Origin of the sequence: Bradyrhizobium sp. CCBAU 21365 (genome assembly GCF_015291305.1) — a bacterium.
Classification (GTDB): Bacteria; Pseudomonadota; Alphaproteobacteria; order Rhizobiales; family Xanthobacteraceae; genus Bradyrhizobium; species Bradyrhizobium elkanii.
Window position 1 is genome coordinate 2870124 of sequence record NZ_CP030036.1, and the last position, 24240, is coordinate 2894363.

Annotated in this window: 26 protein-coding genes; 9 read left to right on the plus strand and 17 right to left on the minus strand. The window is 65.5% G+C overall.

All coding sequences use genetic code 11. From position 1 onward, the window contains the following. Positions 1-858, minus strand: a complete 858-nt coding sequence (locus XI02_RS13165; protein WP_018270349.1) for a DUF1499 domain-containing protein — start codon at positions 856-858, stop codon at positions 1-3. A 274-nt stretch (positions 859-1132) separates the two neighbouring features. Beyond that, positions 1133-2761 carry a fatty-acid--CoA ligase gene (locus XI02_RS13170; RefSeq protein WP_172648389.1) on the minus strand — a complete coding sequence of 543 codons (1629 nt, stop codon included), beginning with the start codon at positions 2759-2761 and terminating at the stop codon, positions 1133-1135. Positions 2762-2837: 76 nt separating this feature from the next. Here XI02_RS13170 and XI02_RS13175 point away from each other — a divergent pair, with 76 nt between their 5' ends. Further along, complete coding sequence (locus tag XI02_RS13175; RefSeq protein ID WP_026192438.1) at positions 2838-4004, plus strand: extensin family protein; 1167 nt, start codon at positions 2838-2840, stop codon at positions 4002-4004. Positions 4005-4021: 17 nt separating this feature from the next. Here XI02_RS13175 and XI02_RS13180 read toward each other — a convergent pair whose 3' ends face one another. Then, positions 4022-4699, minus strand: a complete 678-nt coding sequence (locus XI02_RS13180) for a L,D-transpeptidase (RefSeq protein WP_018270352.1) — start codon at positions 4697-4699, stop codon at positions 4022-4024. Between the two features lie 337 nt (positions 4700-5036). Between XI02_RS13180 and XI02_RS13185 the strand changes: the two genes are divergently transcribed. Continuing rightward, a complete protein-coding gene (locus XI02_RS13185) occupies positions 5037-6014 on the plus strand; it encodes a magnesium transporter CorA family protein (RefSeq protein ID WP_026192439.1) in 978 nt (325 codons plus the stop codon). Between the two features lie 130 nt (positions 6015-6144). Continuing rightward, positions 6145-6366 (plus strand): hypothetical protein, encoded by a 222-nt coding sequence (locus XI02_RS13190; RefSeq protein ID WP_063709281.1) that lies wholly within the window; start codon positions 6145-6147, stop codon positions 6364-6366. Positions 6367-6499: 133 nt separating this feature from the next. Here XI02_RS13190 and XI02_RS13195 read toward each other — a convergent pair whose 3' ends face one another. Beyond that, a complete protein-coding gene (locus tag XI02_RS13195; RefSeq protein ID WP_018270354.1) occupies positions 6500-7252 on the minus strand; it encodes an SDR family NAD(P)-dependent oxidoreductase in 753 nt (250 codons plus the stop codon). 156 nt (positions 7253-7408) lie between these two features. Continuing rightward, on the minus strand, positions 7409-8050 hold the full coding sequence (gene pdxH, locus XI02_RS13200) for a pyridoxamine 5'-phosphate oxidase (protein WP_018270355.1): 642 nt from the start codon (positions 8048-8050) through the stop codon (positions 7409-7411). A 108-nt stretch (positions 8051-8158) separates the two neighbouring features. On the opposite strand from pdxH, the gene XI02_RS13205 reads away from it, so the two are divergent. Beyond that, positions 8159-8566, plus strand: a complete 408-nt coding sequence (locus XI02_RS13205) for an RT0821/Lpp0805 family surface protein (RefSeq protein WP_026192440.1) — start codon at positions 8159-8161, stop codon at positions 8564-8566. Positions 8567-8684: 118 nt separating this feature from the next. Continuing rightward, entirely contained in the window at positions 8685-9644 is a 960-nt protein-coding gene (locus XI02_RS13210; RefSeq protein WP_069278629.1) for a DnaJ C-terminal domain-containing protein, read from the plus strand. 385 nt (positions 9645-10029) lie between these two features. Here the strand turns inward: XI02_RS13210 and XI02_RS13215 are convergent, their stop codons facing one another. Together XI02_RS13215 and XI02_RS13220 are read right to left on the minus strand one after the other, a co-directional pair. Beyond that, positions 10030-10794, minus strand: a complete 765-nt coding sequence (locus XI02_RS13215) for an anti-sigma factor (protein WP_172648388.1) — start codon at positions 10792-10794, stop codon at positions 10030-10032. Between the two features lie 67 nt (positions 10795-10861). Further along, positions 10862-11350, minus strand: coding sequence for a sigma-70 family RNA polymerase sigma factor (locus XI02_RS13220; RefSeq protein ID WP_016844579.1), 489 nt, complete (start codon positions 11348-11350; stop codon positions 10862-10864). A gap of 227 nt (positions 11351-11577) precedes the next feature. Here XI02_RS13220 and XI02_RS13225 point away from each other — a divergent pair, with 227 nt between their 5' ends. From XI02_RS13225 to XI02_RS13235, 3 genes are all read left to right on the plus strand, one after another. Then, entirely contained in the window at positions 11578-12177 is a 600-nt protein-coding gene (locus XI02_RS13225; RefSeq protein ID WP_018270358.1) for a histidine phosphatase family protein, read from the plus strand. 75 nt (positions 12178-12252) lie between these two features. After that, entirely contained in the window at positions 12253-13341 is a 1089-nt protein-coding gene (gene aroC / locus XI02_RS13230) for a chorismate synthase (RefSeq protein ID WP_172648387.1), read from the plus strand. A 44-nt stretch (positions 13342-13385) separates the two neighbouring features. After that, a complete protein-coding gene (locus XI02_RS13235; protein WP_069278631.1) occupies positions 13386-14579 on the plus strand; it encodes an adenylate/guanylate cyclase domain-containing protein in 1194 nt (397 codons plus the stop codon). On the opposite strand, the gene XI02_RS13240 is transcribed toward XI02_RS13235, so the two are convergent. Together XI02_RS13240 and clpS are read right to left on the minus strand one after the other, a co-directional pair. Then, positions 14576-15241 carry a hypothetical protein gene (locus XI02_RS13240; RefSeq protein ID WP_069278632.1) on the minus strand — a complete coding sequence of 222 codons (666 nt, stop codon included), beginning with the start codon at positions 15239-15241 and terminating at the stop codon, positions 14576-14578. The two genes, XI02_RS13235 and XI02_RS13240, sit on opposite strands and share 4 nt — an antisense overlap. 188 nt (positions 15242-15429) lie before the next feature. Next, positions 15430-15735: an ATP-dependent Clp protease adapter ClpS gene (gene clpS / locus XI02_RS13245; protein ID WP_172648386.1), complete on the minus strand. Its 306-nt coding sequence runs from the start codon at positions 15733-15735 to the stop codon at positions 15430-15432. A gap of 233 nt (positions 15736-15968) precedes the next feature. Between clpS and XI02_RS13250 the strand changes: the two genes are divergently transcribed. Then, on the plus strand, positions 15969-16820 hold the full coding sequence (locus XI02_RS13250; protein ID WP_016844572.1) for a DUF1194 domain-containing protein: 852 nt from the start codon (positions 15969-15971) through the stop codon (positions 16818-16820). A gap of 26 nt (positions 16821-16846) precedes the next feature. Here XI02_RS13250 and XI02_RS45345 read toward each other — a convergent pair whose 3' ends face one another. From XI02_RS45345 to XI02_RS13285, 8 genes are all read right to left on the minus strand, one after another. After that, the gene (locus XI02_RS45345; protein ID WP_244980732.1) at positions 16847-17323 is read right to left on the minus strand and encodes a hypothetical protein; all 477 of its coding nucleotides are present in this window, start codon (positions 17321-17323) and stop codon (positions 16847-16849) included. A gap of 93 nt (positions 17324-17416) precedes the next feature. After that, positions 17417-17680 (minus strand): nucleotidyltransferase domain-containing protein, encoded by a 264-nt coding sequence (locus XI02_RS45350; protein ID WP_244980731.1) that lies wholly within the window; start codon positions 17678-17680, stop codon positions 17417-17419. A 54-nt stretch (positions 17681-17734) separates the two neighbouring features. After that, entirely contained in the window at positions 17735-18976 is a 1242-nt protein-coding gene (locus XI02_RS13260; RefSeq protein WP_172648385.1) for a class I SAM-dependent RNA methyltransferase, read from the minus strand. After that, complete coding sequence (locus tag XI02_RS13265; RefSeq protein ID WP_018270361.1) at positions 18969-19730, minus strand: TlyA family RNA methyltransferase; 762 nt, start codon at positions 19728-19730, stop codon at positions 18969-18971. The genes XI02_RS13260 and XI02_RS13265 overlap by 8 nt, the downstream gene beginning before the upstream one ends. Further along, positions 19727-20290, minus strand: a complete 564-nt coding sequence (locus XI02_RS13270; RefSeq protein WP_172648384.1) for a nucleoside 2-deoxyribosyltransferase — start codon at positions 20288-20290, stop codon at positions 19727-19729. The genes XI02_RS13265 and XI02_RS13270 overlap by 4 nt, the downstream gene beginning before the upstream one ends. 99 nt (positions 20291-20389) lie before the next feature. After that, entirely contained in the window at positions 20390-22318 is a 1929-nt protein-coding gene (gene dxs / locus XI02_RS13275; RefSeq protein WP_018270362.1) for a 1-deoxy-D-xylulose-5-phosphate synthase, read from the minus strand. Between the two features lie 583 nt (positions 22319-22901). Beyond that, positions 22902-23153: an exodeoxyribonuclease VII small subunit gene (locus tag XI02_RS13280; protein ID WP_016844565.1), complete on the minus strand. Its 252-nt coding sequence runs from the start codon at positions 23151-23153 to the stop codon at positions 22902-22904. A gap of 128 nt (positions 23154-23281) precedes the next feature. After that, positions 23282-24208: a histone deacetylase family protein gene (locus XI02_RS13285; RefSeq protein ID WP_172648383.1), complete on the minus strand. Its 927-nt coding sequence runs from the start codon at positions 24206-24208 to the stop codon at positions 23282-23284. Between the last annotated feature and the right edge of the window lie 32 nt (positions 24209-24240).

The following is a 24240-nucleotide window of genomic DNA, read 5'->3' on the forward strand; positions in this document are numbered from 1 at the left end:
CTACTTCTTCACGGTCTTCGCCGGCGGCGCCTTTGGCGCGACAGGAGCGGCCTTCTTCGCCGGCTTGGCATTGTCGTTCTCGGCGGCGCTGTTGAGATCCTCGATCAGCTTCTTGACGCGGGCGGCGTTGCTGCCGAGATCGGCGTCGAAATAGCGCGATGCCGAGCGGATATCGACGCGGGAGTCCTCGTCGTCAGGCGTGACCCGGATCGAGACGTCCTCGCGGAAACCCATGATCGGCGTGCGCGCCACCGCCTCGATGCGGCCGATGCGGCGCGGCGGCTGCGGCGCGCGCGCGTCGATGACGAGCCATTTGCGGCGGTTCACCAGCCGCAGCGTCAGCTCATAGGCGCGGTCGACCGGGGTTTCGAGCTCGACGGTTTCGATATCGGGATAGGCCGCGCGCTGCCGCTCGGCCGAATAGAGGCCGGCATAGGCGGCAGGATTGGTGCCTTCCCCGGTGCGCAGCCGCGCCAGCGCCTCGAACCTCGGCGGGTCGATCGCGTCGGTGGTGACGTCGTAGATCCGCGGCAGCTTGCGGTACTGATAGATGAGGTAGGCCGGGTAGGCGAGGATCGCCGCGTCGATCAGCAGCGCGAGCAGGATCCGGCCCATGCCGCGGGTGCCGTTCTGCCAGATCGCGGCAAAGGCGGCCAGCCCAAGCAGGATCGACAGGCCGGCCAGGCCCAGCGCGCCGAAGAAGGTCGCCAGCGCCGGTTTGACCTCCAGGAACCCGAAGCGGACGATCAGGATCGAGACCACCACCGCGACGACGGAGAAGATGGCGAGGTTGCGCGACCAGGTGGCGAGACCGGACACCGGCTCCTGCTGGTAGGGAGCGGAAAACCTGCGCGCCATCGTCGAAAAATCTGCCGGTTGAGATGTCCTCAGGCGACCTCGGCCGCCGCGATCAGTCGTGTGAGACCACGGACCTGCGGCGAATTCAAGGGATTTGGGCTGATTACCCTCCCCTGGAGGGGGAGGGTCGACGCGCATGAAATGAGCGGCGGGGTGGGGTGATCCCTCAGCACGGGCACCTGTCTCAAGAGGGACTGTCACCCCACCTCGGTTCGCATTTCGCTGCGCTTCATGCGAACCGATCCTCCCCCTCCAGGGGAGGATGACAGCTCGCTCACGCCGCGGCGGTCGGGAACGTGTAGTCCTTGAACTGGTCGCGCAGCGCCGTCTTCAGGATCTTGCCGGTCGCGGTGTGGGGGATGCCGTCGACGAAGGCGACGTCGTCGGGCATCCACCATTTGGCGATCTTGCCGTCCATGAACTTCAGGATGTCCTCGCGCGTGGCGCTCTGGCCCTGCTTGAGCTGCACGATCAGCAGCGGCCGCTCATCCCATTTGGGGTGATGGACGCCGATCACCGCGGCTTCCGCGACCGCCGGATGGCCGACCGCGAGGTTCTCGAGATCGATCGAGGAGATCCATTCGCCGCCGGACTTGATCACGTCCTTGGAGCGGTCGGTGATCCGCATGTAGCCGTGCTCGTCCATCGTCGAGACGTCGCCGGTGTCGAAATAGCCGGCATCGTCGAGGATGTTGCTGTCGACCCGGAAATAGGCCCTGGCGATCGCCGGGCCCGAGACCTTGAGACGGCCGAAGGTCTTGCCGTCCCACGGCAGGTCCTTGCCGGCATCGTCGGTGATCTTCATTTCGACGCCGAACGGCGGATAGCCTTGGGTCTGCAGGATGTCGAGCCGCTCCTCGCCGGTGCGCTCGGTGAACGGCGGCTTCAGTGTCGCCAGCGTGCCGAGCGGGCTCATCTCGGTCATGCCCCAGGCGTGGCGCACCTGGCTGCCCATGTCGAGGAACGCCTTGATCATCGAGCGCGGCATCGCCGACCCGCCGCAGATCACCATCTGCAGATCCGGCAGCTTGACGTTGTTGGCGGCCATGTATTGCAGCAACATCAGCCACACCGTCGGCACGCCGGCGGTGTGCGTGACCTTCTCGGTCGAGAGCAACTCGTACACCGAGGCGCCGTCGAGCTTCGGGCCCGGCATCACGAGCTTCGTGCCCATCGACGGCGCGGAGAAGGCGATGCCCCAGCTATTGGCATGGAACAAGGGGACCACCGGAAGCATTGTGTCCGACGCGGAGGTGCCGAGCGCGTCCTTCGAGTTGGCCATCAGCGCGTGCAACACGTTGGAGCGGTGCGAATAAAGTACACCCTTGGGATCGCCCGTCGTGCCGGAGGTGTAGCACATCGCCGCCGCGGTGTTCTCGTCGAAGGTCTTCCACTCGAACTTGCCGTCGGATGCCGCGATCCAGTCCTCATAGGCGACCGCGTTCTTCAGCGTGGTCTGCGGCATATGCGCCTTGTCGGTCAGCACCACGTAGTGCTCGACGCTCGGCAGCTGGCCTGCGATCTTCTCCAGCACCGGAACAAAGGTGAGGTCGGTGATGACGATGCGGTCCTGGGCGTGGTTGACGATCCAGGCGATCTGCTCCGGAAACAGGCGCGGATTGACCGTATGGCAGATCGCGCCGATCCCCATGATGCCGTACCAGACCTCGAGGTGGCGCCAGGTGTTCCAGGCGATGGTGGCGACGCGGTCGCCGAGGTTGATGCCGTCGCGTTCCAGGCTCTGCGAGACCTTCAATGCGCGGGCATGGATCTGGGCGTAGGTGGTGCGATGAATGGGGCCTTCGACCGACCGCGTCACGACTTCCTGCGTGCCGTGATATTTGGCGGCGTGCTCAATAATCTTGTGACACAGCAAAGGCCAATCTTGCATCAAACCAAGCATACGCAAATCCCTCCTCGATCCTCACGCATGATCCGCCGGCATCTTGGACGGCCGGCAGTAAAATCATGGAACTGACATGAACTTTAGCGCGGAGAAAGCAAGCCGAAAATGGCCTGTTGGCGCGTTTCGTCGCGGGGGCGCGGCAATGGTTACCGCCGCCGTGCTGCTTTGCCTTGGCATGCAAGGCGGCCCCGCCGAGGCCGCCCGCCGCGCGCCCAGCTTTCCGTGGGACGATCTGTTCGGCACCCGGCCACAAAGGCCGCACAAGGCCGTCCGCCGCTCAGCGGTGCCGCTGCCGAAGCCGCGCCCGGCGCAGGCGCCGGCGGCAACTCACGCACCGGCGGCAGCTCACGCGCCGGCGGCAACCGAGCCCGAGCCGCCCGCGGCCGAGACGCAGTCTCCGGCCGCACCTGCCGATGCGGCCAAGCCCGCCGAGCCGCAGCTGTCGGCCTGCCGGCAGGCCCTCACCGATGAGATCGCGATCGCACCGAGCATTCCGGATATCCACGGCGCCGGGGGCTGCGGCGGCGAGGATCTGGTGCGGCTCGAGGCGATCGTGCTGGCGGACAAACGCAAGGTCGCGGTCAAGCCCGCGGCTATCCTCCGCTGCAAGATGGCCGCTGCGGTCGCCGACTGGGTCCGCACCGATATCGCGCCGCTCGCGCAGAGCCTCGGGGGCGGGATCAGCAATCTCGACAATTTCGACTCGTTCGAATGCCGCGGCCGCAATCGGGTCGCCGGAGCGCAGCTCTCTGAGCACGGCCGCGCCAATGCGCTCGACGTGCGCGCCCTCGGCCTCGCCAACGGCAAGTCGATCTCGCTGACCGACCGCAGCGTGCCGCGGGCCTTGCGCGAGACCGTGCTGCACTCGGTCTGCGCCCGCTTCTCCACTGTGCTCGGGCCGGGCTCGGACTGGTACCACGAGGACCACATCCATCTCGACCTGATCGACCGTCGCAACAACTACCGGATCTGCCAGTGGAACGTGTACGACCCGCTGCCAGAGGTCGCGCCGCTGTTGCCGGCCGAGCGCCCCGAACAGGCGCCGCCGCGCGAGGTCGCCGCCAAATCCGACGCGTCGAAGACGGACGCATCCAGAGCTGACCAAGGCAACGCTGATCACGGCAGGGCCAGCGACGGCAAGCCGGATGCCGCAAGATCACATGATGCGGCCGCGCCCGACCGCAGCGCCGAGACCAAGCCGCAGCCAACAAAAAAGCGCCGGCAAAGCCGGCGCTTTTGATCGCGATTGCGATGGGATCAGTAGGTCGTGCCGCCGCCGCCCTGCAGCGCCATCTGCGGCTTGTAGGGCGAGTCGCCGTGCTTCGGCTCCAGCACCACGACGATGGTGCCGAGCTTGACGCGGTTGTAGAGGTCGATGACGTCCTCGTTGGTCATGCGGATGCAGCCTGACGAGATCGACGCGCCGATATATTCCGGCTGGTTGGTGCCGTGGATGCGGAACAGCGTGTCCTTGCCGCCCGAATAGAGATACATCGCGCGCGAGCCCATCGGATTGTCCGGGCCCGGGGCCACGAAAGTCGGGACGCCGAGGCGCGAGATTTCGCCGGGGGTCGGGTGCCAGGCCGGCCATTCGGTCATGCTGCCGACCTTGGCGATGCCGGACCAGGCCATGGCTTCCTCGCCGACCGTGATGCCGTAGCGGATCGCCTTGCCGTCGTTCAGCACGTAATAGAGGTAATGGTTGTCGGAATCGACCACGATCGAGCCGGGGGCTTCCTTGCGGTGATACTCGACGATGGCGCGGCGGAACGGTTCCGCCACCGGCGTCTTGACGTAGGTGGTCTTGGCCAGGAGTTCCTTGTCACGCGGCTTGAAGTTCGCAGTGTTGGTTGCCTCATAGGTTGTGGCCTGCATGCAGCCCGACAACATCAGGCCCGCGGCCAGAATCCCGAAGGTAACTTTGAGCGACGACATGATTACATTCCAATCGAAAATCCGCGCCCGAAAGCGCCACTATTACGCCCCAAACGCCACGATTCCATGAGGGCAGTATTGCTGAAACGCGCCATTATTCCCAGACTTTAGATGTCTTTCCCGCATCGCGGGACGTCGTCTGTGGCTTTTTTGCCGCAACTGTTCTGGCGCCGGGTTGGTTTTTGTGCAAACAGGCAACGGTCGACGAGTCGGCGCCACGTCACTGCCGTCTGGCCGCCACAAGTATGGATGCCCGGTTAATGCCCCGGTCATGAAGCGCCCCCCAGAATCGCGCTAAGTCGGCGGGTCCTGCCAGCCCTGTTTCGTGGAGTTCGTGATGCTGTCGGTGTTCGTTCCGTCCGAGTTTTCGCTCAAGAAGGCCACCGCGACCGACCTCGGCGCGCTGCCTGAGGGAGCGGTCTGGGTCGATCTGGTGAATCCGACGGTGGAGGAGGACCGGGCGGTCGAGAAGCTCGCGGGGATCGCGGTGCCGACCCGGGAAGACATGCAGGAGATCGAGATCTCCAGCCGCCTCTATATCGAGAACAGCGCGCGCTACATGACCGCGACGCTGATGTGCCAATCCGACACCGACATGCCGCGCACCACGGCGGTCACCTTCATCCTGACCAGCCATCGCCTGGTCACGGTACGCTACGACCTGCCGAAACCGTTCGCGCTGGTCGAGAACAAGCTGGCGCGCGCCTGTGCTCCCGGCATCACCGGCGAGCAGGTGCTGATGGAACTGCTGGACGCTGTGATCGACCGTTGCGCCGATCTCCTGGAGCGCTGCGGGGCCGATATCGACCAGGTGTCCCACGACATCTTCGAGCCGGAGAGCGAGCGCCACGGCCACGCCAAGCAATATTCGCAGATCCTGATCGCGATCGGCCGCAAGGGCGACCTGACCTCCAAGGTTCGCGAAAGCCTGGTCTCGATCGGCCGCCTCGTCACCTTCCTCTCCGCGGTGGTCGAGGGCGTGAAATGGTCCAAAGACATGCGCGAGCAGCTCAAGACCATGCAGCGTGACGTGGCCTCACTGACCGATCACGCCTCCTATCTCTCCAACAAGATCACCTTCGTGCTCGACGCCATGCTCGGCGTGGTCAATCTGGAACAGAACAACATCATCAAGCTGTTCTCGGTGATGGCGGTGGTCTTGATGCCGCCGACGCTGATCGCCTCGATCTACGGCATGAATTTCAAGATCATGCCGGAACTCGAATGGGTGCACGGCTATCCGATGGCGCTGGTGATGATGCTGATTGCGGCCGTTGTGCCGTACTGGATCTTCAAGTGGAAGAAGTGGCTGTAAGCCGGTTCCACACGTCGCGTTTTGGGACGCGTTTTCTGCCTTATTTCCTCTCCTAAAATTTGAGCGTTGCGCTGAACGTTTGGGCGAAACTTGTCTGCGATAACGCCCGCCTCGAAGCCGGAGGACAGCAATGGTTGAGAAGATCATAACGCCACGGCGTAACGTCATCGACTTTGCGCGCTATCAACAGGACCGCGCAGCAGGCAAGGTGCAGGCGATCTCGCCGAGACTTTGCCGTTACTGTGGCGCTGCGTTGCTGGATGGCGAGGACGAAGACGAATGCTCCAGCGCGCTGAACGACGTCGCGCTGCGGCAGCCCGAGAAGAAGTCGCGTCGGTTCTACGCAGACTAGAGGCCGAAGCCTCGGAGGCAGAAGCCTCGTTTGCGTTTGTTACGCCTGCAAGTGAAGCAATCCCAATGACGGCCGCGGCGGCGGCCGGGATCGCCTCAAAACTTCCTTCCCCGAAATACGGCTCTTCCCAAGCTCAGACGTGCTGACCACCGTTGATGTGGATCTCCGCACCGTTCACGTAAGAGCTGGTCTCCGTGCAGAGAACGTAGATGATCTTGGCGACTTCGTCCGGCGTGCCGAGGCGGTGCATCGGGATCTGCTGGTCGACGATCTTCTCGGTGCCCGGCGACAGGATCGAGGTATCGATCTCGCCCGGCGCGATCGCGTTGACGCGGACGCCGACGCGGCCGAAGTCCGATGCCATCTCGCGCGTCAGCGCCGCGAGCGCGGCCTTCGACGTCGCATAGGCCGCGCCGGCAAACGGATGCACGCGCGAGCCCGCGATCGAGGTGACGTTCACCACCGCGCCCTTGGCGTGTTTCAACTCCTCGATCAGCCCGCGCGCGATCATGATCGGCGCGAAGAAGTTGACGTGGAAAACGTGGGTCCAGGTCTCGATGTCGGTGTCCATGGTGCCGAGCCGGCCGCCGCCGGCAGCCTTCGGCGAGATCGCGGCGTTGTTGACCAGCGCGTGCAGTTCATCGTTCTCAAGCCGCCTGCGGATCTCGGAGATCGCGCGCACGGTGTCGTCATGGCTGCCGAGATCAACCTCGATGTGGTCTTCCGGCCCGGCGCCCCACGGGCAGACCTCGGGAAACGCATGCCGCGACAGGGTGATGACGCGCCAGCCGGCGGACGAGAAGCGGATCGCGGTGGCATGGCCGATGCCGCGGCTTGCGCCGGTCAGGAGCAGCGTGCGCCGCGGTGCATTGGATGGGTGGGGCATCGACGGTTTCTTTCGTTTTCGTCATGCGCGGCGGCGTGCCGGGCATCCACGCCTTCGAACGACTTGGGATGACTTGGGATCAAGACGTCGATGGCCGGGGTCATCTTACACGAAGACACGCTTCGCGCTTTCGCCCGGCCATGACGGTCGCAGTTTTCAGGGATAGAGCCGCACCTTCGACCAGGCGCTGCCGGCGCCGTCGCGGCGGAATTCGATGCGGTCGTGCAGGCGATACGGGCGGTCGTGCCAGAACTCGAAGCGCTGCGGCGTGATCCGCCAGCCGCTCCAGCCCGGCGGCCGCGGCACCTCGCCGATGACGTATTTCGCGCCGGTCTTGGCGATCGCCTGCTCGAAGGCGAAGCGGCTCTCCAGCGGCTGCGACTGCTTGCTGGCCCAGGCGCCGATCTGCGCCTGCTTCGGCCTCGTGGCGAAATAGGCGTCGGCCTCGGCATCGGTCACCGGAGTGACCGGTCCGCGGATGCGCACCTGGCGGCGCAGCGATTTCCAGTGAAAGAGTAAAGCGGCTTTAGGATTTGCGGCCAATTCGCGGCCCTTGGCGCTCGCAATGTGGCTGTAGAACACGAAGCCGTCGGCATCGAAGCCCTTCATCAACACCATCCGCACGTCGGGCAGGCCGTCGGGATCGACGGTCGCAAGCGCCATCGCGTTCGGATCGTTCGGCTCGGACTTGACCGCCTCCGCAAACCATTCGGCGAACAGGGCGAACGGCTCCTCCGCCGCGGTGAAATCACCCGATGTTAACGGTGTCGGGTGTTTGATGGAGGTCGTGTCGGTCATGTCAGGAGTCCCGATTTGCATCCGCCCGCGTCTGAAAGCGCGTTACTAGCCCTATATAGGGCATGGGGGCGCGTTGGCCTATCGGCGATCCACCCCGCAGGCGCGGTGGTGACATTGATCCTGATCGGCGTCGGCGCAAGCGGCTGCAGCCTGTCGCGCAGCGACGCCTTCGCCAAGCTGGACGACAAGGATGTGACGGGCTCGATCAGCCCGACCCAGGTCAATGCGGTGATGCCGACCGACAGCGATCTCGCCTTCGCCCGCAATGCGGCCTCCGACGTGCTGACCAAGGGCGACAAGGATTCCAGCCAGCCCTGGGAAAATCCTGAAACCGGCGCGCGCGGCTCGGTGACGCCGCTGGCCCAGGCCTATTCGGGCGAGGACGGCAAGACGTGCCGGGATTTCCTTGCCAGCTACGTCAATGGAGCCACCGAGAGCTGGCTGCAGGGCGCCGCCTGCAAGGCTGGACAAGGGCGGTGGGAAATCCATAGCCTGAAGCCCTGGAGAAAATCCTGAGAATTCCGGCGAAGCCGGACTAGTTGCAAAAATGCCACTGAGCCCCCACATGAAGGCAAAGTGGGCCCGGACGGGTTCCCGGCCAGGACTGATTTTTCCCGTGAAGGAGACGTGACGGATGCGCGACCCCTATGAGGTCTTGGGGGTGCAGCGGAGCGCCAGCGCTGCGACGATCAAGAGCGCCTATCGCAAGCTCGCCAAGAAGCATCACCCCGATAACAACAAGAACGACCCGAAGGCGGCGGCCCGCTTTGCGGAGATCAACACGGCCAACGAGATCGTCGGCGACGAGGACAAGCGCAAGCAGTTCGACCGCGGCGAGATCGATGCCGAAGGCAAGCCGCGCTTCCAGGGCTTCCCTGGTGGAGGCGGTGCCGGCGGCCGTGCCGGTCCGGGCGGCTTCGAGTACAGTTTCCGCTCTGGGCCCGGCGGCGGCATGGGCGGCGGCAGCTTCGAGGACATCCTCAACAGTATGTTCGGCAATGCCGCTCGCGGCGGCAGCGGCCGTGCCGGCCGGGCCAGTCCGTTCGAGTTTGACGGCGGCGGGGTCGGCGTCGACCTCGATCTTTCGGTCGCCATGACGGTGTCGCTGGAGGAATCGGTCAGGGGCGGCGACAAGCGCGTCCGCCTGCCGACCGGCCGCGAGCTCAACGTCAAGATTCCGCCCGGGGTCGCTGCGGGCCAGCAGATCCGGCTGAAGGGGCAGGGGGAGACCGCGCAAGGCCATCCGCCCGGCGATCTCCTGATCACGATCTCGATCGCGCCGCACCCGTTCTTCAAGGTCGACGGCAACGATCTCCGGATCGACCTGCCCATCACCCTCTACGAGGCGGTGCTGGGCGGCAAGGTCCGCGTGCCGACGCTCGGCAGCGCGGTCGAACTGTCGATCCCGAAGAACACCTCCAGCGGCCGTACCTTCCGCCTCAAGGGCAAGGGGCTGTCGAAGGCGGGGGCGACCGGCGACCTCTATGTCACGACCCGCATCATCCTTCCGGACGGGAACGATGCCGAGCTTGAGGCATTGATGCAGACGTGGCGGGAGCGAAATCCCTACAATCCGCGCAGCGATCTCGGCTGACCGCCGAGAGCGCGCCCCAAAGACGCGAAGACGCGAAACTGCAACTACCCCGGAGTCTATCGGGGTAGACGCGGGCATTGCGAGCGCGTCACAAAGGATAACGGGCCGTCCGAGGTCTGCGGCGTGCAGATCGGATGACGGAAAAGGAGTGCGGCCTCGAGAGGGGGACCAGCGCGGTACACAAAACCCCAATCGAGGCCGCGTGCGCCGATCGGCGGATCGAGCGCAGATCATCTTCGCGTGAGCATCCGGTACGACAATGAGACGCGTCCATGACGCGAATCGAAATTTTCAATGTCGGAATTGGGACACTGAGTGAGGCTGGATTCACTTACTCGAAACGGCACAATTTCGCCGAGGTAATCTCCCGTAAAATTACGGAAGATCACCCGCCGCTCTTCTCCATCTGATCATAGACGGCCTGCGCGACCTGGGTCAGCCGCGTGCGATCGGTGCCGCCGCTGACGACATAGGCCACGCCTCGATCGGCCCAGAACAGCGCGCCGTCGCTGCCCTGCACGGCGTAACGCATCTGGGTCGCCTCGGTCTTCACCTTGGCGGTGTAGACCGTGAAACGCTCACCCGACGTGCTCTCATACATCAGGAACGATGCCGGGCCGCTCGGTCCAGGCAGCAGGCGGCCGCCGACCAGCTTCAGCCCGGTGAGCTCCGGTGCGCGGACGTCCCAGCCGCAGCGCTTGGTCAGCCATTGCTGCAGGTGGTCGCGCTCGCTGCCGGGCACCTCGACCGGATGGCGGACCTCGACCACGTAAAGCCGATGCGCATCGAGTGCATCGACCGTGAAGCTCTGGAAGGTCGACGGCGTCGCCGAGACGCCGCGCGCGATCCAGCCGGCGCCGCCGCCGGCGACGAAGGCCACGACCGTCGCTGCCACCGCGCCATAGACCCAGCGGCGCGGCTGACGCACCAGCCGCTCGAGCTCGAGCCGTTTCGGCACCGCTTCGTCCAGCACGGTGTCGTAGCGTGCATGCAGCGTCTCGGCCATCGCACGCCATGACTGCACCCGTGCCGCGTCGTCGGGATGCGTGGCGAGCCACGCCTCGACATCGCCGCGGCGTTCGGCCGGCAGCTCGTTGTCGACGTAAGCGTGCAGCTCGTCTTCGGTGACGGGAATGTTCGGGTCGGTCATATCAGTCGTCTCTGCCAAATCTTGTTCGAAAATGGTTGATGCATAACGCCGGCCATCGCGCACATTATCATTTCACCCGCCGAAGCGCCGGACGCTGGCCCTCGATCGAGGCCCGGACATGGGCGCGGGCGCGGGCGAGGCGGGACATCACCGTGCCGATCGGCACGCCCTGGATGTCGGCGACCTCGCGGTAGCTCATGCCCTCCAGCATGACGAGCAGCAGCACCGAGCGTTGCTCCTCGACCAGCGTCGACAGCGCGCGCTCGATGTCGCGTCCCTCGGCCTCGGTGCCGCTGGCGTCGGCATTGTTGTCGAGCAGCGGCACGAACGCCGGCCGCCGCGCCAGCGAACGCCGGCGGTTCTTGTTCAGATTGGTCAGGATCGTGTAGAGCCAGCTCCTGACGTCGCCGCCGAGAAACAGCCGCTCCGAGCGCAGCGCCCGCACCAGCGTGTCCTGCACCAGATCGTCGGCGATATCCGTGTCACGCGCCAGCGCGCGCGCATAGCGACGCAGCGCCGGTATCATGGCTTCGACACTTTGACGAAACGCGGTCATGCATCCCAGTCTTCGATGGTCTCGGCGATAGCCGCCTTGTCCAACATAACACCCTGGCGGCGTGGCTATTCCGCCTGCGCCGATCCGCGCGCATACCGCCCAAGCTGCGGCCGATTTGGGCTTGTCGCCAGCCGAAGTGCTGGTGTACCTCCGGGCCGAAAAAAATCGAAGCGTGGAAGCCTTGAGACGGCCGACATCTCGCTCAGCAGGGACCAGCCGTTACGGGAATGCCGGTGCCGACGATCTATTACATCCGCCACGGCGAGACCGCGTGGAACGCCGAAGGGCGGCTCCAGGGCGTGCAGGACATCGCCCTCAATGAGCGCGGCCGCGCCCAGGCCGCGCATGCCGGGCGCATCCTCGCCGATCTCCTGACGCGCGACGGCCGTGACAAGACGACGCTGCCGTTCGTCGCGAGCCCCCTGATCCGGGCGCGCGCCACCATGGAGCTGGTGCGCGCCGAGCTCGGCCTGCCGTCCGGCAACTACGCCCTCGACGCGCGGCTGCGCGAGATCGGCTACGGGACGTGGGAGGGCTCGACCTTGGCGCAGGCTCAGGCTGCGGACCCCGTGCTGTATGCCCGCCGCTTGGCCGAGAAGTGGACGGTGGCGCCGGCCGGTGGCGAGAGCTATGTCGACGTCCAGGTGCGGATGACCGACTGGTATCGCTCGGTGACGGCGGACATGGTCGCGGTTGCCCATGGTGGCACGGCGCGGGCGCTGATGGTGGCGCTCGGCTTCGAGACCCCGGCCTCGGCCGCCGAGCTCTATATCGAGCAGGGGGCGGTCTATGTGTTCGGCGCGGCGGGGTTGCAGAAGTATAGTTAAGGGAGCCCGGCCACCCGCGTCTTTGGAGCCATGAAACTCGTTTGACGCTGCCGACCCTGCGCGTTACGACACGCCATGTCCTTCAATACTTTCGGCCATATGTTCCGCGTCACGACCTTCGGCGAGAGCCATGGGGTCGCGATCGGCTGCGTCGTCGACGGCTGCCCGCCGCTGATCCCCCTGACCGTGGAGGAGATCCAGCACGACCTCGACCGCCGCCGTCCCGGTCAGTCCCGCTTCACCACCCAGCGCCAGGAGCCGGATGCGGTGAAGATCCTGTCCGGCGTCATGGCGCATCCGGAGAGTGGGGTGCAGGTGACGACCGGTACGCCGATCGCGCTTTTGATCGAGAACACCGATCAGCGTTCGAAGGATTATTCCGAGATCAAGGACAAGTTCCGCCCCGGCCACGCCGACTTCACCTATGAAGCGAAATACGGCCTGCGCGACTATCGCGGCGGCGGACGCTCCTCCGCGCGCGAGACCGCGACCCGCGTCGCGGCCGGTGCGATCGCGCGCAAGGTCCTGCCCGAGGTGAAGGTGCGCGGCGCGCTGGTGCAGATGGGGCCGCACAAGATCGACCGCGAGAAGTGGGACTGGGACGAGATCGCCAACAACCCGTTCTTCTGTCCCGACAAGGACAAGGCGGCGTTCTTCGAAAGTTATCTCGACGGCATCAGGAAAAGCGGCTCCTCGATCGGCGCCGTCATCGAGGTCACAGCCGAGGGCGTGCCGGCCGGGCTCGGCGCGCCGATCTACGCCAAACTCGACAGCGATCTGGCGGCGGCGATGATGAGCATCAACGCGGTCAAGGGCGTCGAGATCGGCGCCGGGTTCGGCGCCGCCGAATTGTCGGGCGAGGAGAACGCCGATGAGATGCGGACCGGCAACAACGGAACGCGTTTCCTGTCCAACCATGCCGGCGGCGTGCTCGGCGGCATCTCGACCGGGCAGCCGGTGGTGGTGCGCTTTGCGGTCAAGCCGACGTCCTCGATCCTGACCACGCGCCGGACCGTGGACCGCAAGGGTGCCGATACCGACATCCTCACCAAGGGCCGCCACGACCCCTGCGTCGGCATCCGGGCGGTGCCGGTCGGCGAGGCCATGATGGCCTGCGTGCTGGCCGATCATTTTCTGCGCGACCGCGGGCAGACCGGGCGCTGATCCCTTATATAGTGGCGGTCGCCAGACCGCCCTGGGGGAATGCCATGAACGCGTCGGAGCTTCGGGACATCATCGAGTGGATGATCGGCGGCGCGCGGTCGGCGCCGACCCCGCCGCAGATGATGGCGGAATGCTGCGAACGGCTGGTGCGGGCCGGATTGCCGCTGTGGCGCATCGGCGTCTTCGTGCGCACGCTGCATCCGGAGATCTATGGCCGCCATTTCTTCTGGAAGCCCGGCGCCGAGGTCGAAACCGGCACCGTCGATCACAACATCCTGGACTCCCCGGAATTTGCCGTCAGCCCGCTGTCGACCGTCTTCAGGCAGGGCGTTGAAGTCCGCGCGCGGCTCGACGATCCCGCAAGCGCCCGGTTTCCGATCGTCGTGGACCTGCAGGCCGAGGGCGTCACCGACTACATCGCGGTGCCGCTGGTCTATACCGACGGCTTCGTCAATGCCTCGAGCTGGACCACCAGGCAGCCGGGCGGCTTCACCGACGAGCAGCTCGACGCGATCCGGTCGATCGCCGTGCCATTGGCGCGCTATATCGAGATCATCACCCTGCGCCGTACCGCCTCGCTCTTGCTCGACACCTATGTCGGCAACCGGGCCGGCGAGCGCATCATGGGCGGCCAGATCCGGCGCGGCCATGCCGATACGATGGATGCCGCGATCTGGCTGTCGGACCTGCGCGGCTTCACCGCGCTGTCGGACCGCTTGCCGGCCGAGACGGTGGTGGAGATCCTCAACCTCTACTTCGATTGCCAGGTCACCGCGATCCGCGACCATGGCGGCGAAGTGCTCAAATTCATGGGCGACGGCCTGCTCGCGGTGTTCCCGGTCGACGAATATCTGGGCGACGAGGTGCAGGTCTGTTCACGTGTGCTGGAAGCCGCGCGCGCGTCCCGCGCCGGCGTCGAGGCGCTGCAATTCGCCAATGGCGATGCGGTCGAACGCTTCCGTTTCGGCCTCGCGCTGCATCTCGGGCGCGTGCTCTACGGCAATATCGGCGGCGGCAACCGGCTCGACTTCACCTGCATCGGTCCGGCGGTCAATCTCGCCGCGCGGCTGGAGAAGATCGCCGGCCGCCTCGGCCGCACCGTGGTGGCCTCGGAGCGCTTCGCCGGCATCAGCGACGGCGGCTGGAGCGATCTCGGCGAGTTTCCGATCGCGGGATTTGCCAAGGCCGAACGGGTCTACGGCCTGTACGATGAGGCGCCGGTCGCGGCTGCGAGCTAGCCGTCGCGGGCGTAAGACTGCTTCAGGCCGAAGGTCAGGATCGACAGCGTGATCCACAGCCGCAGCATGGCGAAGCTGAAGATGAAGACGACGTAGATCAGGTTCTTGAGCGGCTGGCCCACCATCGAGATTTGCCAGAAGTGCCAGATCGCGGTGCGAACCAGGCCCTGCCCGTAGCCGAGCGCAACGTTGATCACACCTAGCAGGAGTACAGCGGCGCCAAGCCAGAGCGCGTGCCGCCCAAGGTCCTTGACCGCGGCAAACAGCGCGACCCGGCCGCCATTGCTTTCCGCGTTGACGATGATCAGCAGCACCAGTGCCGCGATCGCGGCACTCCAAAATCGCCCGAGATCGGCGCCCTGATCGAACGCCATGCCATCGAGACCCCACAGCAGGTGCGGTGCAAACGACGAGAAACCGATCGCGGCAGTGGCGAGCGTCGCGATGATTATCACGAGCACGATCCGCCACAGGATCGACAGTGACAGCTTGATTTGCTCGCCCAGCGTCAATTCGCCGAGCGATGATTGGCCTCCGGCAGCCTGGATCGAGTCCCGCGCCGTGGCGAAGAAGGCGAGCAGCACGCAGACGTCGGCCAGCACCAGGGCAGGCACGATCAGGCCGGGCTTGCCGAAGCCGACGATCCGTATCGCCGTTGCCATGACGAGCCAAGGCAAAGCGGGCAGAGGGCGAAACGGCCCGAACGAGGTTTCCGGGCGGGTCTTCCGGAGTGAAAGCTGTTGGCGCAGTGCGACGGTCATGCCGCGTTCGTGCCACGCGAACCTTAAGCGGGGGTCGCCGCGATCGCTAAAATTCGCGGCATGGCCTGCGGCAATCTGGCGCTGGCGCGCTATTCTTCGGGCTCGGTGGTGAACAGCAGCGGATAGCCCTTTGCGCGGCCGGCGTCGGTGGCGCGCGTCGCCTTGGTCTCGGCGACGTCCCTGGTGAAGACAGCGACGACGCAGACGCCGCGTAGGTGCGCGGTCAGCATCACCTTGTAGGCCTGGTCGTCGGTCATGCGGAATTCACCCTTCAGCACGGTGACGACGAATTCGCGCGGCGTGTAGTCGTCGTTGACCAGGATCACCTTGTGCAGGCGTGGCCGCTCGACCTTGGTCTTCGTCCTGGTTTTCGGCTTGACGACGGTATCTGGCATCGCACTCCCTCGCGATTGCCCCGTAAGAATACCGTCTTCCGGCGCGCCTTGGAACCGTTCGATTTGCACGGCGTCGTTGCGGCAACGGCACGGCGCGTGTCGCCGCATTCGAGACAAGCGAAGTCTGACTTGAGTGTGGACGTCTAACCTGAATGTGAAGGACAGCTGATATCTGCGCTTTTCGCCGCCTGAATTGCGTGTCACCATGACACTCATACGACGGGAGGGCCGCAATGCGCTGGTATGTCTCGATCGGAGCGGTGCTTGTCGCGGGCATGCTGGCCAGCGGCGATGTGGCCGGTGTTGCCGCGCCCGGCCCGGGAACCCAGCCCGGCCATCGCCTGGCTGAAAAGGAATCCACGCCGAGCGTCGACATCGAGTTGATCATCGCGGTCGACGTCTCCTATTCGATGGACATGGACGAGCTCGCGATCCAGCGCGAGGGCTATGCGCAGGCCATCGTTTCCAAGGATTTCCTGCAGGCGCTGAAGGCAGGTCCGAACGGCAAGATCTCGATCACCTATTTCGAATGGGCCGCCTCCAACGATCAGAAGATCATCATCCCCTGGCGGGTGATCGACGGCCCTGAATCCGCCGATGCGGTCGCCGCCGAGATCATGAAGACGCCGGTGCGCCGCGCCTCGCGCACCTCGATCTCCGGCGCGATCTATTTCGCGATCCCGATGTTCGACGAGAATCCGCATCGCGGCCTGCGCCGCGTGATCGATATTTCCGGCGACGGGCCCAACAACAACGGCACGCCGATCACGCCCGCGCGCGATGCGGCGCTGGACAAGGGCATCGTCATCAACGGCCTGCCGATCATGGTGAAGGAGCCGTCCTACTCGACGATGGATATCGAAAATCTCGACTGGTACTACGAGGACTGCGTGATCGGCGGACCGGGCTCCTTCGTGGTGACGATCAAGGATCGTGAGAAGTTCAAGGAGGCGATCCGGACCAAGCTGCTGCTCGAAGTCGCCGGCCGCACCCCGGAGCGCCCGATCATGCGGACCGCCGATAAGGAGCCGCGGGTCAATTGCCTGATCGGCGAGAAGATCTGGCAGGATCGCTGGGGGCGGTAGCGATCATGTCGATCTCGTAGACGGTTCTAACTCACCCTACAGATCTTCTGGAGGTCACTCTCCAGCACGCGCAGCATCTGCAACGCGGCGGCGTGCTCGGCCGCGCCGATCTGCCGCCAGACCTCCGCGGCGCGGCCAGCGAGGCTGCGGACGGTCACCGGAAAATTCGCGGCCTGCGCCAGCGTGCCCTTTTCGTTGATCAGATACGCTCCGTTCAGCGCAAACAGCACCTGCGCGATGCAGGCCAACGCGCGATAGGCGCAGCCGGCGATATGCGTGCTGTCGCCGCGCGGCACGGCGAGCTCGGCATTCTCGATGCTGAACAGCACTTCCCATTGAAAGCGCCGCACCAACGCATCGCGCAGGGCCGGCGGGTAAGGCGCGGTCCTCGCCTTCAGCGCCGCGACGAGGCCGTCGGGATCGTGCAGCGCACGGCACAGCGCGACCTCGCCCATCCAGATCGCCGAGCAGAAGCCGTGCGGATGGCCCGGCTGGTAGTGCATGCTGATCTCGCCGTTCCGGCAGGCATCGATGACAGCGGAGACCTGATCGGTGCTGCGGTAGAGCAGGTCGACCTTGCGGCCGCCGATCGTGAGTCAGGCACCGCCGACGATCCACGGTCCCCATTCGCCGACCGGCGTGACATGCACAGCAGCTGGATCGTCGACCAGGCCCGTTACAGCTTCGCGCAGCCGTTCGATATCCGGCGCGGCGCCATCCCGATAGTAGAGGCCGATATCGGTGTCGGAGGCATCATGCGCCGTGCCGCGCGCCCGCGAGCCGCCGAGCACGATGGCGGCGACGCCCGGTACGGCGGCGAGAACGGGAATGATGCGCGCGAGCAGCGGATCGTCGGACATGGAGCGCGGACTATAGCGGGACTGCCCGCGCTCAGCGATAGTCGCAGCGTCCCGTCAGCGCGCGAACCGCGCCACCAGCTCGGCATGCGCCGTGTGGCGGAACTGGTCGACCGGCGTGACGGCTGCGATCTTGTAGCCGCCGTCGATCAGGATCTTCGCGTCGCGCGCAAACGTTGCGGCGTTGCAGGACACCGCGACGATCACCGGCACCTTGCTCGCCGCCAGCTGGGTGACCTGCGCCTGCGCGCCCTGCCGCGGCGGATCGAACACGACGGCGTCATAGTCGCGCAACTCCTGCGGCATCAGGGGGCGGCGGAACAGGTCGCGCGCCTCGGCCTTGAGTGGCTTCAGCCCCGGCGTCGTTTGCGCGGCCTTCTGCAGCGCCGTGATGGCGCCGGCATCGCTGTCGAAGGCCGCGATCCGCGCCTTCTCCGCGAGGCGCAGCGCGAATGGACCGACGCCGCAAAACAGGTCGGCGATATGCTTGGCGCGTCCGCAATGCTCGCGAACCAGCGCTGCCAGCGTCTCCTCGCCCTTGACGGTCGCCTGCAGGAACGAGCCGGGCGGCAGCACGACCATCGCCTTTCCGATCGCAATCTCCGGGGAGCCGCGCTGCAGCACCAGTTCGCCATGGCGTGTCAGCCGCGCCAGCCGGTGCTTTTCCGCGACGCGCGACAAAGTGGTGATCAGGCTGGTGGGCAGCGCGCCGGAGCCGCGCACGTCGATGTCGAGGCCGTTGACGGTTGCGGTCACCTGGATGTCGAGCGGCTTGCCGATCACGATCAGTGGCTCGGCTGTGGCCCAGGCTGCCTCGAGCGCACCGTCGAGCGCAGGATCGAGGATCGGGCAGCGATCGACCGGGATGATGTCGTGAGAACCTGCCGCGGCGTAGCCGACCTTGAGGACCTCATGAGTGCCCATGCGCCCGTGCAGCGTGATGCGGCGACGGCCCGCGCCATGGGCATCGATCAGCGGTGTGACGTCCGCCGCAATCTTCGCCTGCGCCAGCGTCTCGACCACGATGTTGCGCTTCCAGGCATGGTAGCCTTCGTCCTTCCAGTGCTGGATCGCGCAGCCGCCGCAGACGCCGAAGTGCGGACAGAACGGCGCGATGCGCTCGGGGCTTTGGCGCGTGACCCGCAGCAGTCGCCGCCGGTCGGGATGGTTGCCCGGGACGTCGTCGACCTCGACCGTTTCGCCGGCCAGCGCATAAGGCACGAAGATCGGTTGCGATCCCTCGATCGCGACGCCGTCGCCACGGTGGCCGACATGGTCGATGGTCAGAAGTTCAGCCACGGCGCGCGCCGAGGAAGAATTCGATATTGCCGTCGCCGCCCGGGATCGAGGACGGGAACACCTGAATGTCGGTGCAGCCCTGCGAGGCGGCAAAGGCGGCGATATCGTCGCAGATTTCCTGGTGCACCATCGCGTTGCGGATGACGCCGCGCTTGGAGTGTTTGCGCGCCGCCTCGAATTGCGGCTTGATCAGCGCCAAAAGATGCATCGGGGCAGCCGCCAGCGACAGCGCCACCGGCAGCACGAGCTTCAGCGAGATGAAGCTGACGTCGATCACCACAATGTCGGGCCGCGCCGGCAGGCGCTTGCCCTCGAAACTCCTGATGTCGGTCGCCTCCATGGAGACGATCTTCGGATGTCCCTGTAGCGAGGGATGCAGCTGGCCGTGGCCGACATCGATGGCGAACACGAGGCTTGCGCCGTTGGCGAGCAGCACTTCGGTGAAGCCGCCGGTCGAGGCGCCGACATCGAGGCAGACATGGCCCTCGACATCGATCGGATAGTGCTCGAGCGCGCCGGCGAGCTTGACGCCGCCGCGCGAGACATAGGGATGCGCCGGCTCGGCCGAGAGGGCCGCGCCCGGTGCGACGATCTCGGACGCCTTCACGATCTGCTTGCCGTCGGCGGTGACGAGGCCGGCGTCGATGGCGGCGCGCGCCCGCGCCCGGCTTTCGAACAGGCCGCGTTCCACCAGCAGCACGTCGATGCGCTTGCCGGCGGATGCGTTGTTGTCGTTGTCGCCCGCTCTGGTCACTTCGCCGCCTGCCGGCGCTGCGCGGCAGCGAGCCGCACGCAGGCCTCGAAGGAGGTGAGGTCGTGCCAGAGGTCGGCCGACGGCTCGCGCGGGGTCACCAGCGGGCTGCCGTGCAGGTCGAGCGCGTGCATCATCATCAGATTGTCCGGTAATCCAAACTCTTCCACCGTCAGCCCCTCCGCATCGATCAGGCGTCCGTCGGATGCCGGCACGACCTGACTGAGCCGCGTCACGCGATTGGCGTAGGACGTGGGATCGTTGGAATAGGCGAGGCACAGTTTGCCGCGTCCCGCCATGTAGCCGAGTTCGTAAACCGTGCCTGCGTCGGCACTGGGGCCGCGAAACGGCGTCAAGTTGGCGATGATGGCGTCGGCGGACTCCATCATCGCCTCGTTGCTCTTGAAGATGGCGAGCGAGGCGCCGGCGACGGTGGGATCGATGCTGCTGTCGAGCGGATACAGCCCGGTCAGCCCGTGATAGGCGCAAACCTCCGCCTTACGGCGGCCGATCTCCACGGCATCCGGCAGGAACACGTCAGGACCTGCCAGATAGATCTTCATGGACGTGCCGGGGCTAGTGCGTTTTCGAGCGAGAACCCGGAGCTTCGGTTCTGATCCAATCAGAACCGAAAATGCGCCAGTGAGCGCCGCCCGTAGCGATTAGGCGAGCTTGACGGTCTCGGTCTTGTAGTCCTTGCCGAGGGTCTCGAACACCTTGGCAACGATGCTCTTGGCGTCGAGACCGGCGCGGGCATACATCGCCGCCGGCGTGTCGTGGTCGAGGAACACGTCGGGCAGGATCATCGAGCGGAACTTGAGCATGCCGCTGTCGAGCATGGCGTTGTCCGACAGGAACTGCATGACATGCGAGCCGAAGCCGCCGATCGAGCCTTCCTCGATCGTGATCAGGATCTCGTGGTCGCGGGCGAGCTTCATGATCATCTCTTCGTCGAGCGGCTTCATGAAGCGCGCGTCGGCGATCGTGGCGGAGAGGCCGTGGGCGGCGAGCTCGTCGGCCGCCTTCTCGCACTCGGCGAGACGGGTGCCGAACGAAAGCAGCGCGACCTTCTTGCCCTCGCGGATGATGCGGCCCTTGCCGACTTCCAGGGCAACGCCGACTTCAGGCATCTCGATGCCGCGGCCTTCGCCGCGCGGATAGCGCAGCGCGCTCGGACGATCGTTGATCGCAACCTGCGTCGCCACCATGTGGACCAGTTCCGCCTCGTCGGCGGCGGCCATGATCACCATGTTCGGCAGACAGCCGAGATAAGCATTGTCGAACGAACCCGCGTGCGTCGCGCCGTCGGCGCCCACCAGGCCGGCACGGTCGATCGCGAAGCGGACCGGAAGGCTCTGGATCGCGACGTCATGGACCACTTGGTCATAGCCGCGCTGCAGGAAGGTCGAGTAGATCGCGCAGAACGGCTTGTAGCCTTCGGTGGCGAGGCCGGCGGCGAAGGTGACCGCGTGCTGTTCGGCAATGCCGACGTCGAAGGTGCGGTCCGGGAACGCCTTGTTGAAGATGTCGACGCCGGTGCCCGACGGCATTGCCGCGGTGATGGCGACGATCCTATCGTCCTTCTCGGCTTCCTTGACGAGGCTCTGGCCGAACACATTCTGGTAGGCCGGCGCATTCGGCTTGGCCTTGGCCTGGGTGCCGGTCGCGACGTCGAACTTGACCACGGCGTGGTACTTGTCGGCGGAGGCTTCGGCGGGACCGTAGCCCTTGCCCTTCTGGGTCACGACGTGAACCAGGATCGGGCCGGTCTCCATGTCGCGGACGTTCTTCAGCACCGGCAGCAGATGGTCGAGATTGTGACCGTCGATCGGGCCGACATAGTAGAAGCCGAGCTCTTCGAACAGCGTGCCGCCGTCCATCATGAAGCCGCGCGAATATTCCTCGACGCGGTTGGCGCGGTTGGCGAGGATCTTGGGCAGGCGCTTGTTGATCTGCTTGGCGGCCTCGCGCAGCGAGCGGTAGGTCTTGCCGGAGTAGAGGCGCGACAGATAGGCGCTCATCGCGCCGACCGGCGGGGCGATCGACATGTCGTTGTCGTTGAGGATCACGATCAGGCGCGAGTTCATCGCGCCGGCGTTGTTCATCGCCTCATAGGCCATGCCCGCTGACATCGCGCCGTCACCGATCACGGCGATAACGTTGTTCTTGCCGCCGGAGAGATCGCGCGCCACGGCCATGCCGAGGCCGGCCGAAATCGAGGTCGAGGAGTGCGCGGCGCCGAACGGATCGTAGTCGCTCTCGGTGCGCTTGGTGAAGCCGGAGAGGCCGCCGCCGGTGCGCAGCGTGCGGATGCGGTCGCGGCGTCCGGTCAGGATCTTGTGCGGATAGGCCTGGTGGCCGACGTCCCAGATCAGGCGGTCGCGCGGGGTGTCGAAGATGTAGTGGATGGCGGTCGTCAGTTCGACCACGCCGAGGCCGGCGCCGAAATGGCCGCCGGTCACCGACACCGCGTCGATGGTTTCCTGGCGAAGCTCGTCGGCAACCTGCCGCACCTGCTCGACCTTCAGCTTGCGCAGGTCATCCGGCGTGTGAATAGTGTCAAGAAGCGGCGTCTTACTAAATGTGGTCACAGCGAATTTCCAATTTTTGCCTGTCGGAACGAACCGCCCGACGCGAGATGGGATGGCGCGCACACCGCGCAGCGAATGCCAGACACTGGGTGCCGCCCCGGCAGGCCGGTGCCTGGTTGTAAGCCTAGATTCACTCCGGATTGGACCACGTGATATGCATCACCTTGGTCGCTCTTCACCCGTCCCGGTTCAGTTTTGTCGAACCATTTGAGATGCTTGCCGCCCGAAAAATTCGGGCCGCCCGCCACCTTCAAATGCCCATAGAACTGGAAGCATTACACCAAAGCTGTAGCCAAAGCCAACCCGATAGGGGGTGCAGGGTTCCTATGCGCTGTCTTGAAAAACCTAGACTTTTCAATGCCTGGGCCGGAGCCGGGTTCCAATAACGCCCATTTTAGCGGCAGCCGGCCGGTACGGAGCGGGCTGATTCGCGCGCCGCGCCGATCGCCGCGGTCACTCCGCGGCGTGATGGATTGCTGGAAATAAACAGCAACAATTGCCCGCCGGGGCGGGCATTCAGTCGCATGACCGTAGGGGCTGGCGCCCGGAGCCTACTCCGTTTCGATGGAATCGGAGCGGGGCTCTACTGCACGTCGAGCGGCTCGGTCCCGGTCGGCTGGCCCGAGGCGTCGGTGGTGATCTTGTCGACGCGGGCTTCGGCCTGGCGCAGCAATTCCTCGCAGCGCCGCTTCAGCGCCTCGCCGCGCTCGTAGATCGCGACCGATTCCTCAAGCGGGACCTTGCCGTCCTCGAGCCGCTTGACGATCGTTTCGAGTTCCTCGATCGCGCGTTCAAAGGAGAGCTTCTTCACGTCGGCTTGGGTGTTGTCGGCCATTCTTTGCGTTCCCGATTGCGTGGATCAGATCGCAACCTGATCTTGTCGTCCAAACATGACCTGTCGCAGGCCATGCTCGCCCCGGCGCAGAATCAATCGAATTTTTGCGGGCGTATTGTGGCGGGGATTTACCCGCCCATCAATGCGGTGACGTGAGATGCCACCGACTCTTTCAGGCCCTGCAGGTCGTAGCCGCCTTCCAGGACGGAGACGACGCGGCCGCCGGCGCTCCTGTCGGCGAGATCCATCAGCTTGCGCGTGACCCAGCCGAAATCCTCGCCCGTCAGGTTGATCGAGGCCAAGGGATCGCGGTGATGCGCGTCGAACCCCGCCGAGATGACGACGAGTTCGGGAGAGAACTTCTCGAGCTGCGGCAGGATCAGATTCTCGAAAGCCGAGCGGAACTTGGCGCCGCCGTCGCCGGGCGCCAGCGGCGCGTTGACGACGGTGTCATGCTCGCCGCGCTCGCCGGCGGCCCCGGTGCCGGGGAACAGCGGCATCTGGTGCGTCGAGCAATACATCACGGTCGGGTCGGCCCAGAAGATATCCTGCGTGCCGTTGCCGTGATGGACGTCGAAATCGATGATCGCGGCGCGCTTGATGCCGTATTTGCGCTGCGCGTGGCGTGCGGCGATCGCGGCATTGTCGAAGAAGCAGAAGCCCATCGGCGTCGACTTCTCGGCGTGGTGCCCGGGCGGGCGCACCGCGACGAAGGCGCTTTGATGCTTGCCCTCCATCACCGCGTCGGTGGCGGCCACCGCGCCGCCGACGCCGCGCATCACGGCTTCCCAGGTGCCCGGCGACATCGAGGTGTCGCCATCGATATAGATCATGCCCGAGGTCGGCGCGATGTGGCGGAGTTCGCTGACATAGTGCTCGCCGTGACAGAGCAGCACGGTATCGAGGTCGCCTTCCGGCGCGGAATCGCGCACCAGCGCCTTGAAGCGATCCTCGCCGAGCACCTCGGCGACCGCCCGCAGCCGGTCGGGGCGTTCGGGATGTCCGGGAGGGGTCAGGTGGTCGAGACAGGCGGAATGCGTCAGAAGCAGTGTCATGCAAATTCCCGGCGCAATCGATGCGCGTGCGA

What these genes read in the sequence shown, in the direction of transcription:
- XI02_RS13235 (WP_069278631.1), top strand. Translation starts at nt 13,386, where the DNA reads ATGAACGCGTCGGAGCTTCGGGACATCATCGAGTGGATGATCGGCGGC.
- XI02_RS13190 (WP_063709281.1), top strand. Translation starts at nt 6,145, where the DNA reads ATGGTTGAGAAGATCATAACGCCACGGCGTAACGTCATCGACTTTGCG.
- XI02_RS13220 (WP_016844579.1), bottom strand. Translation starts at nt 11,350, where the DNA reads ATGACCGCGTTTCGTCAAAGTGTCGAAGCCATGATACCGGCGCTGCGT.
- XI02_RS13185 (WP_026192439.1), top strand. Translation starts at nt 5,037, where the DNA reads ATGCTGTCGGTGTTCGTTCCGTCCGAGTTTTCGCTCAAGAAGGCCACC.
- XI02_RS13215 (WP_172648388.1), bottom strand. Translation starts at nt 10,794, where the DNA reads ATGACCGACCCGAACATTCCCGTCACCGAAGACGAGCTGCACGCTTAC.
- XI02_RS13240 (WP_069278632.1), bottom strand. Translation starts at nt 15,241, where the DNA reads ATGGCAACGGCGATACGGATCGTCGGCTTCGGCAAGCCCGGCCTGATC.
- aroC (WP_172648387.1), top strand. Translation starts at nt 12,253, where the DNA reads ATGTCCTTCAATACTTTCGGCCATATGTTCCGCGTCACGACCTTCGGC.
- XI02_RS13285 (WP_172648383.1), bottom strand. Translation starts at nt 24,208, where the DNA reads ATGACACTGCTTCTGACGCATTCCGCCTGTCTCGACCACCTGACCCCT.
- pdxH (WP_018270355.1), bottom strand. Translation starts at nt 8,050, where the DNA reads ATGACCGACACGACCTCCATCAAACACCCGACACCGTTAACATCGGGT.
- XI02_RS13170 (WP_172648389.1), bottom strand. Translation starts at nt 2,761, where the DNA reads ATGCTTGGTTTGATGCAAGATTGGCCTTTGCTGTGTCACAAGATTATT.
- XI02_RS13165 (WP_018270349.1), bottom strand. Translation starts at nt 858, where the DNA reads ATGGCGCGCAGGTTTTCCGCTCCCTACCAGCAGGAGCCGGTGTCCGGT.
- XI02_RS45345 (WP_244980732.1), bottom strand. Translation starts at nt 17,323, where the DNA reads ATGCACTACCAGCCGGGCCATCCGCACGGCTTCTGCTCGGCGATCTGG.
- XI02_RS13210 (WP_069278629.1), top strand. Translation starts at nt 8,685, where the DNA reads ATGCGCGACCCCTATGAGGTCTTGGGGGTGCAGCGGAGCGCCAGCGCT.
- XI02_RS45350 (WP_244980731.1), bottom strand. Translation starts at nt 17,680, where the DNA reads ATGTCCGACGATCCGCTGCTCGCGCGCATCATTCCCGTTCTCGCCGCC.
- XI02_RS13180 (WP_018270352.1), bottom strand. Translation starts at nt 4,699, where the DNA reads ATGTCGTCGCTCAAAGTTACCTTCGGGATTCTGGCCGCGGGCCTGATG.
- XI02_RS13280 (WP_016844565.1), bottom strand. Translation starts at nt 23,153, where the DNA reads ATGGCCGACAACACCCAAGCCGACGTGAAGAAGCTCTCCTTTGAACGC.
- XI02_RS13195 (WP_018270354.1), bottom strand. Translation starts at nt 7,252, where the DNA reads ATGCCCCACCCATCCAATGCACCGCGGCGCACGCTGCTCCTGACCGGC.
- XI02_RS13250 (WP_016844572.1), top strand. Translation starts at nt 15,969, where the DNA reads ATGCGCTGGTATGTCTCGATCGGAGCGGTGCTTGTCGCGGGCATGCTG.
- XI02_RS13175 (WP_026192438.1), top strand. Translation starts at nt 2,838, where the DNA reads ATGAACTTTAGCGCGGAGAAAGCAAGCCGAAAATGGCCTGTTGGCGCG.
- clpS (WP_172648386.1), bottom strand. Translation starts at nt 15,735, where the DNA reads ATGCCAGATACCGTCGTCAAGCCGAAAACCAGGACGAAGACCAAGGTC.
- XI02_RS13225 (WP_018270358.1), top strand. Translation starts at nt 11,578, where the DNA reads ATGCCGGTGCCGACGATCTATTACATCCGCCACGGCGAGACCGCGTGG.
- XI02_RS13270 (WP_172648384.1), bottom strand. Translation starts at nt 20,290, where the DNA reads ATGAAGATCTATCTGGCAGGTCCTGACGTGTTCCTGCCGGATGCCGTG.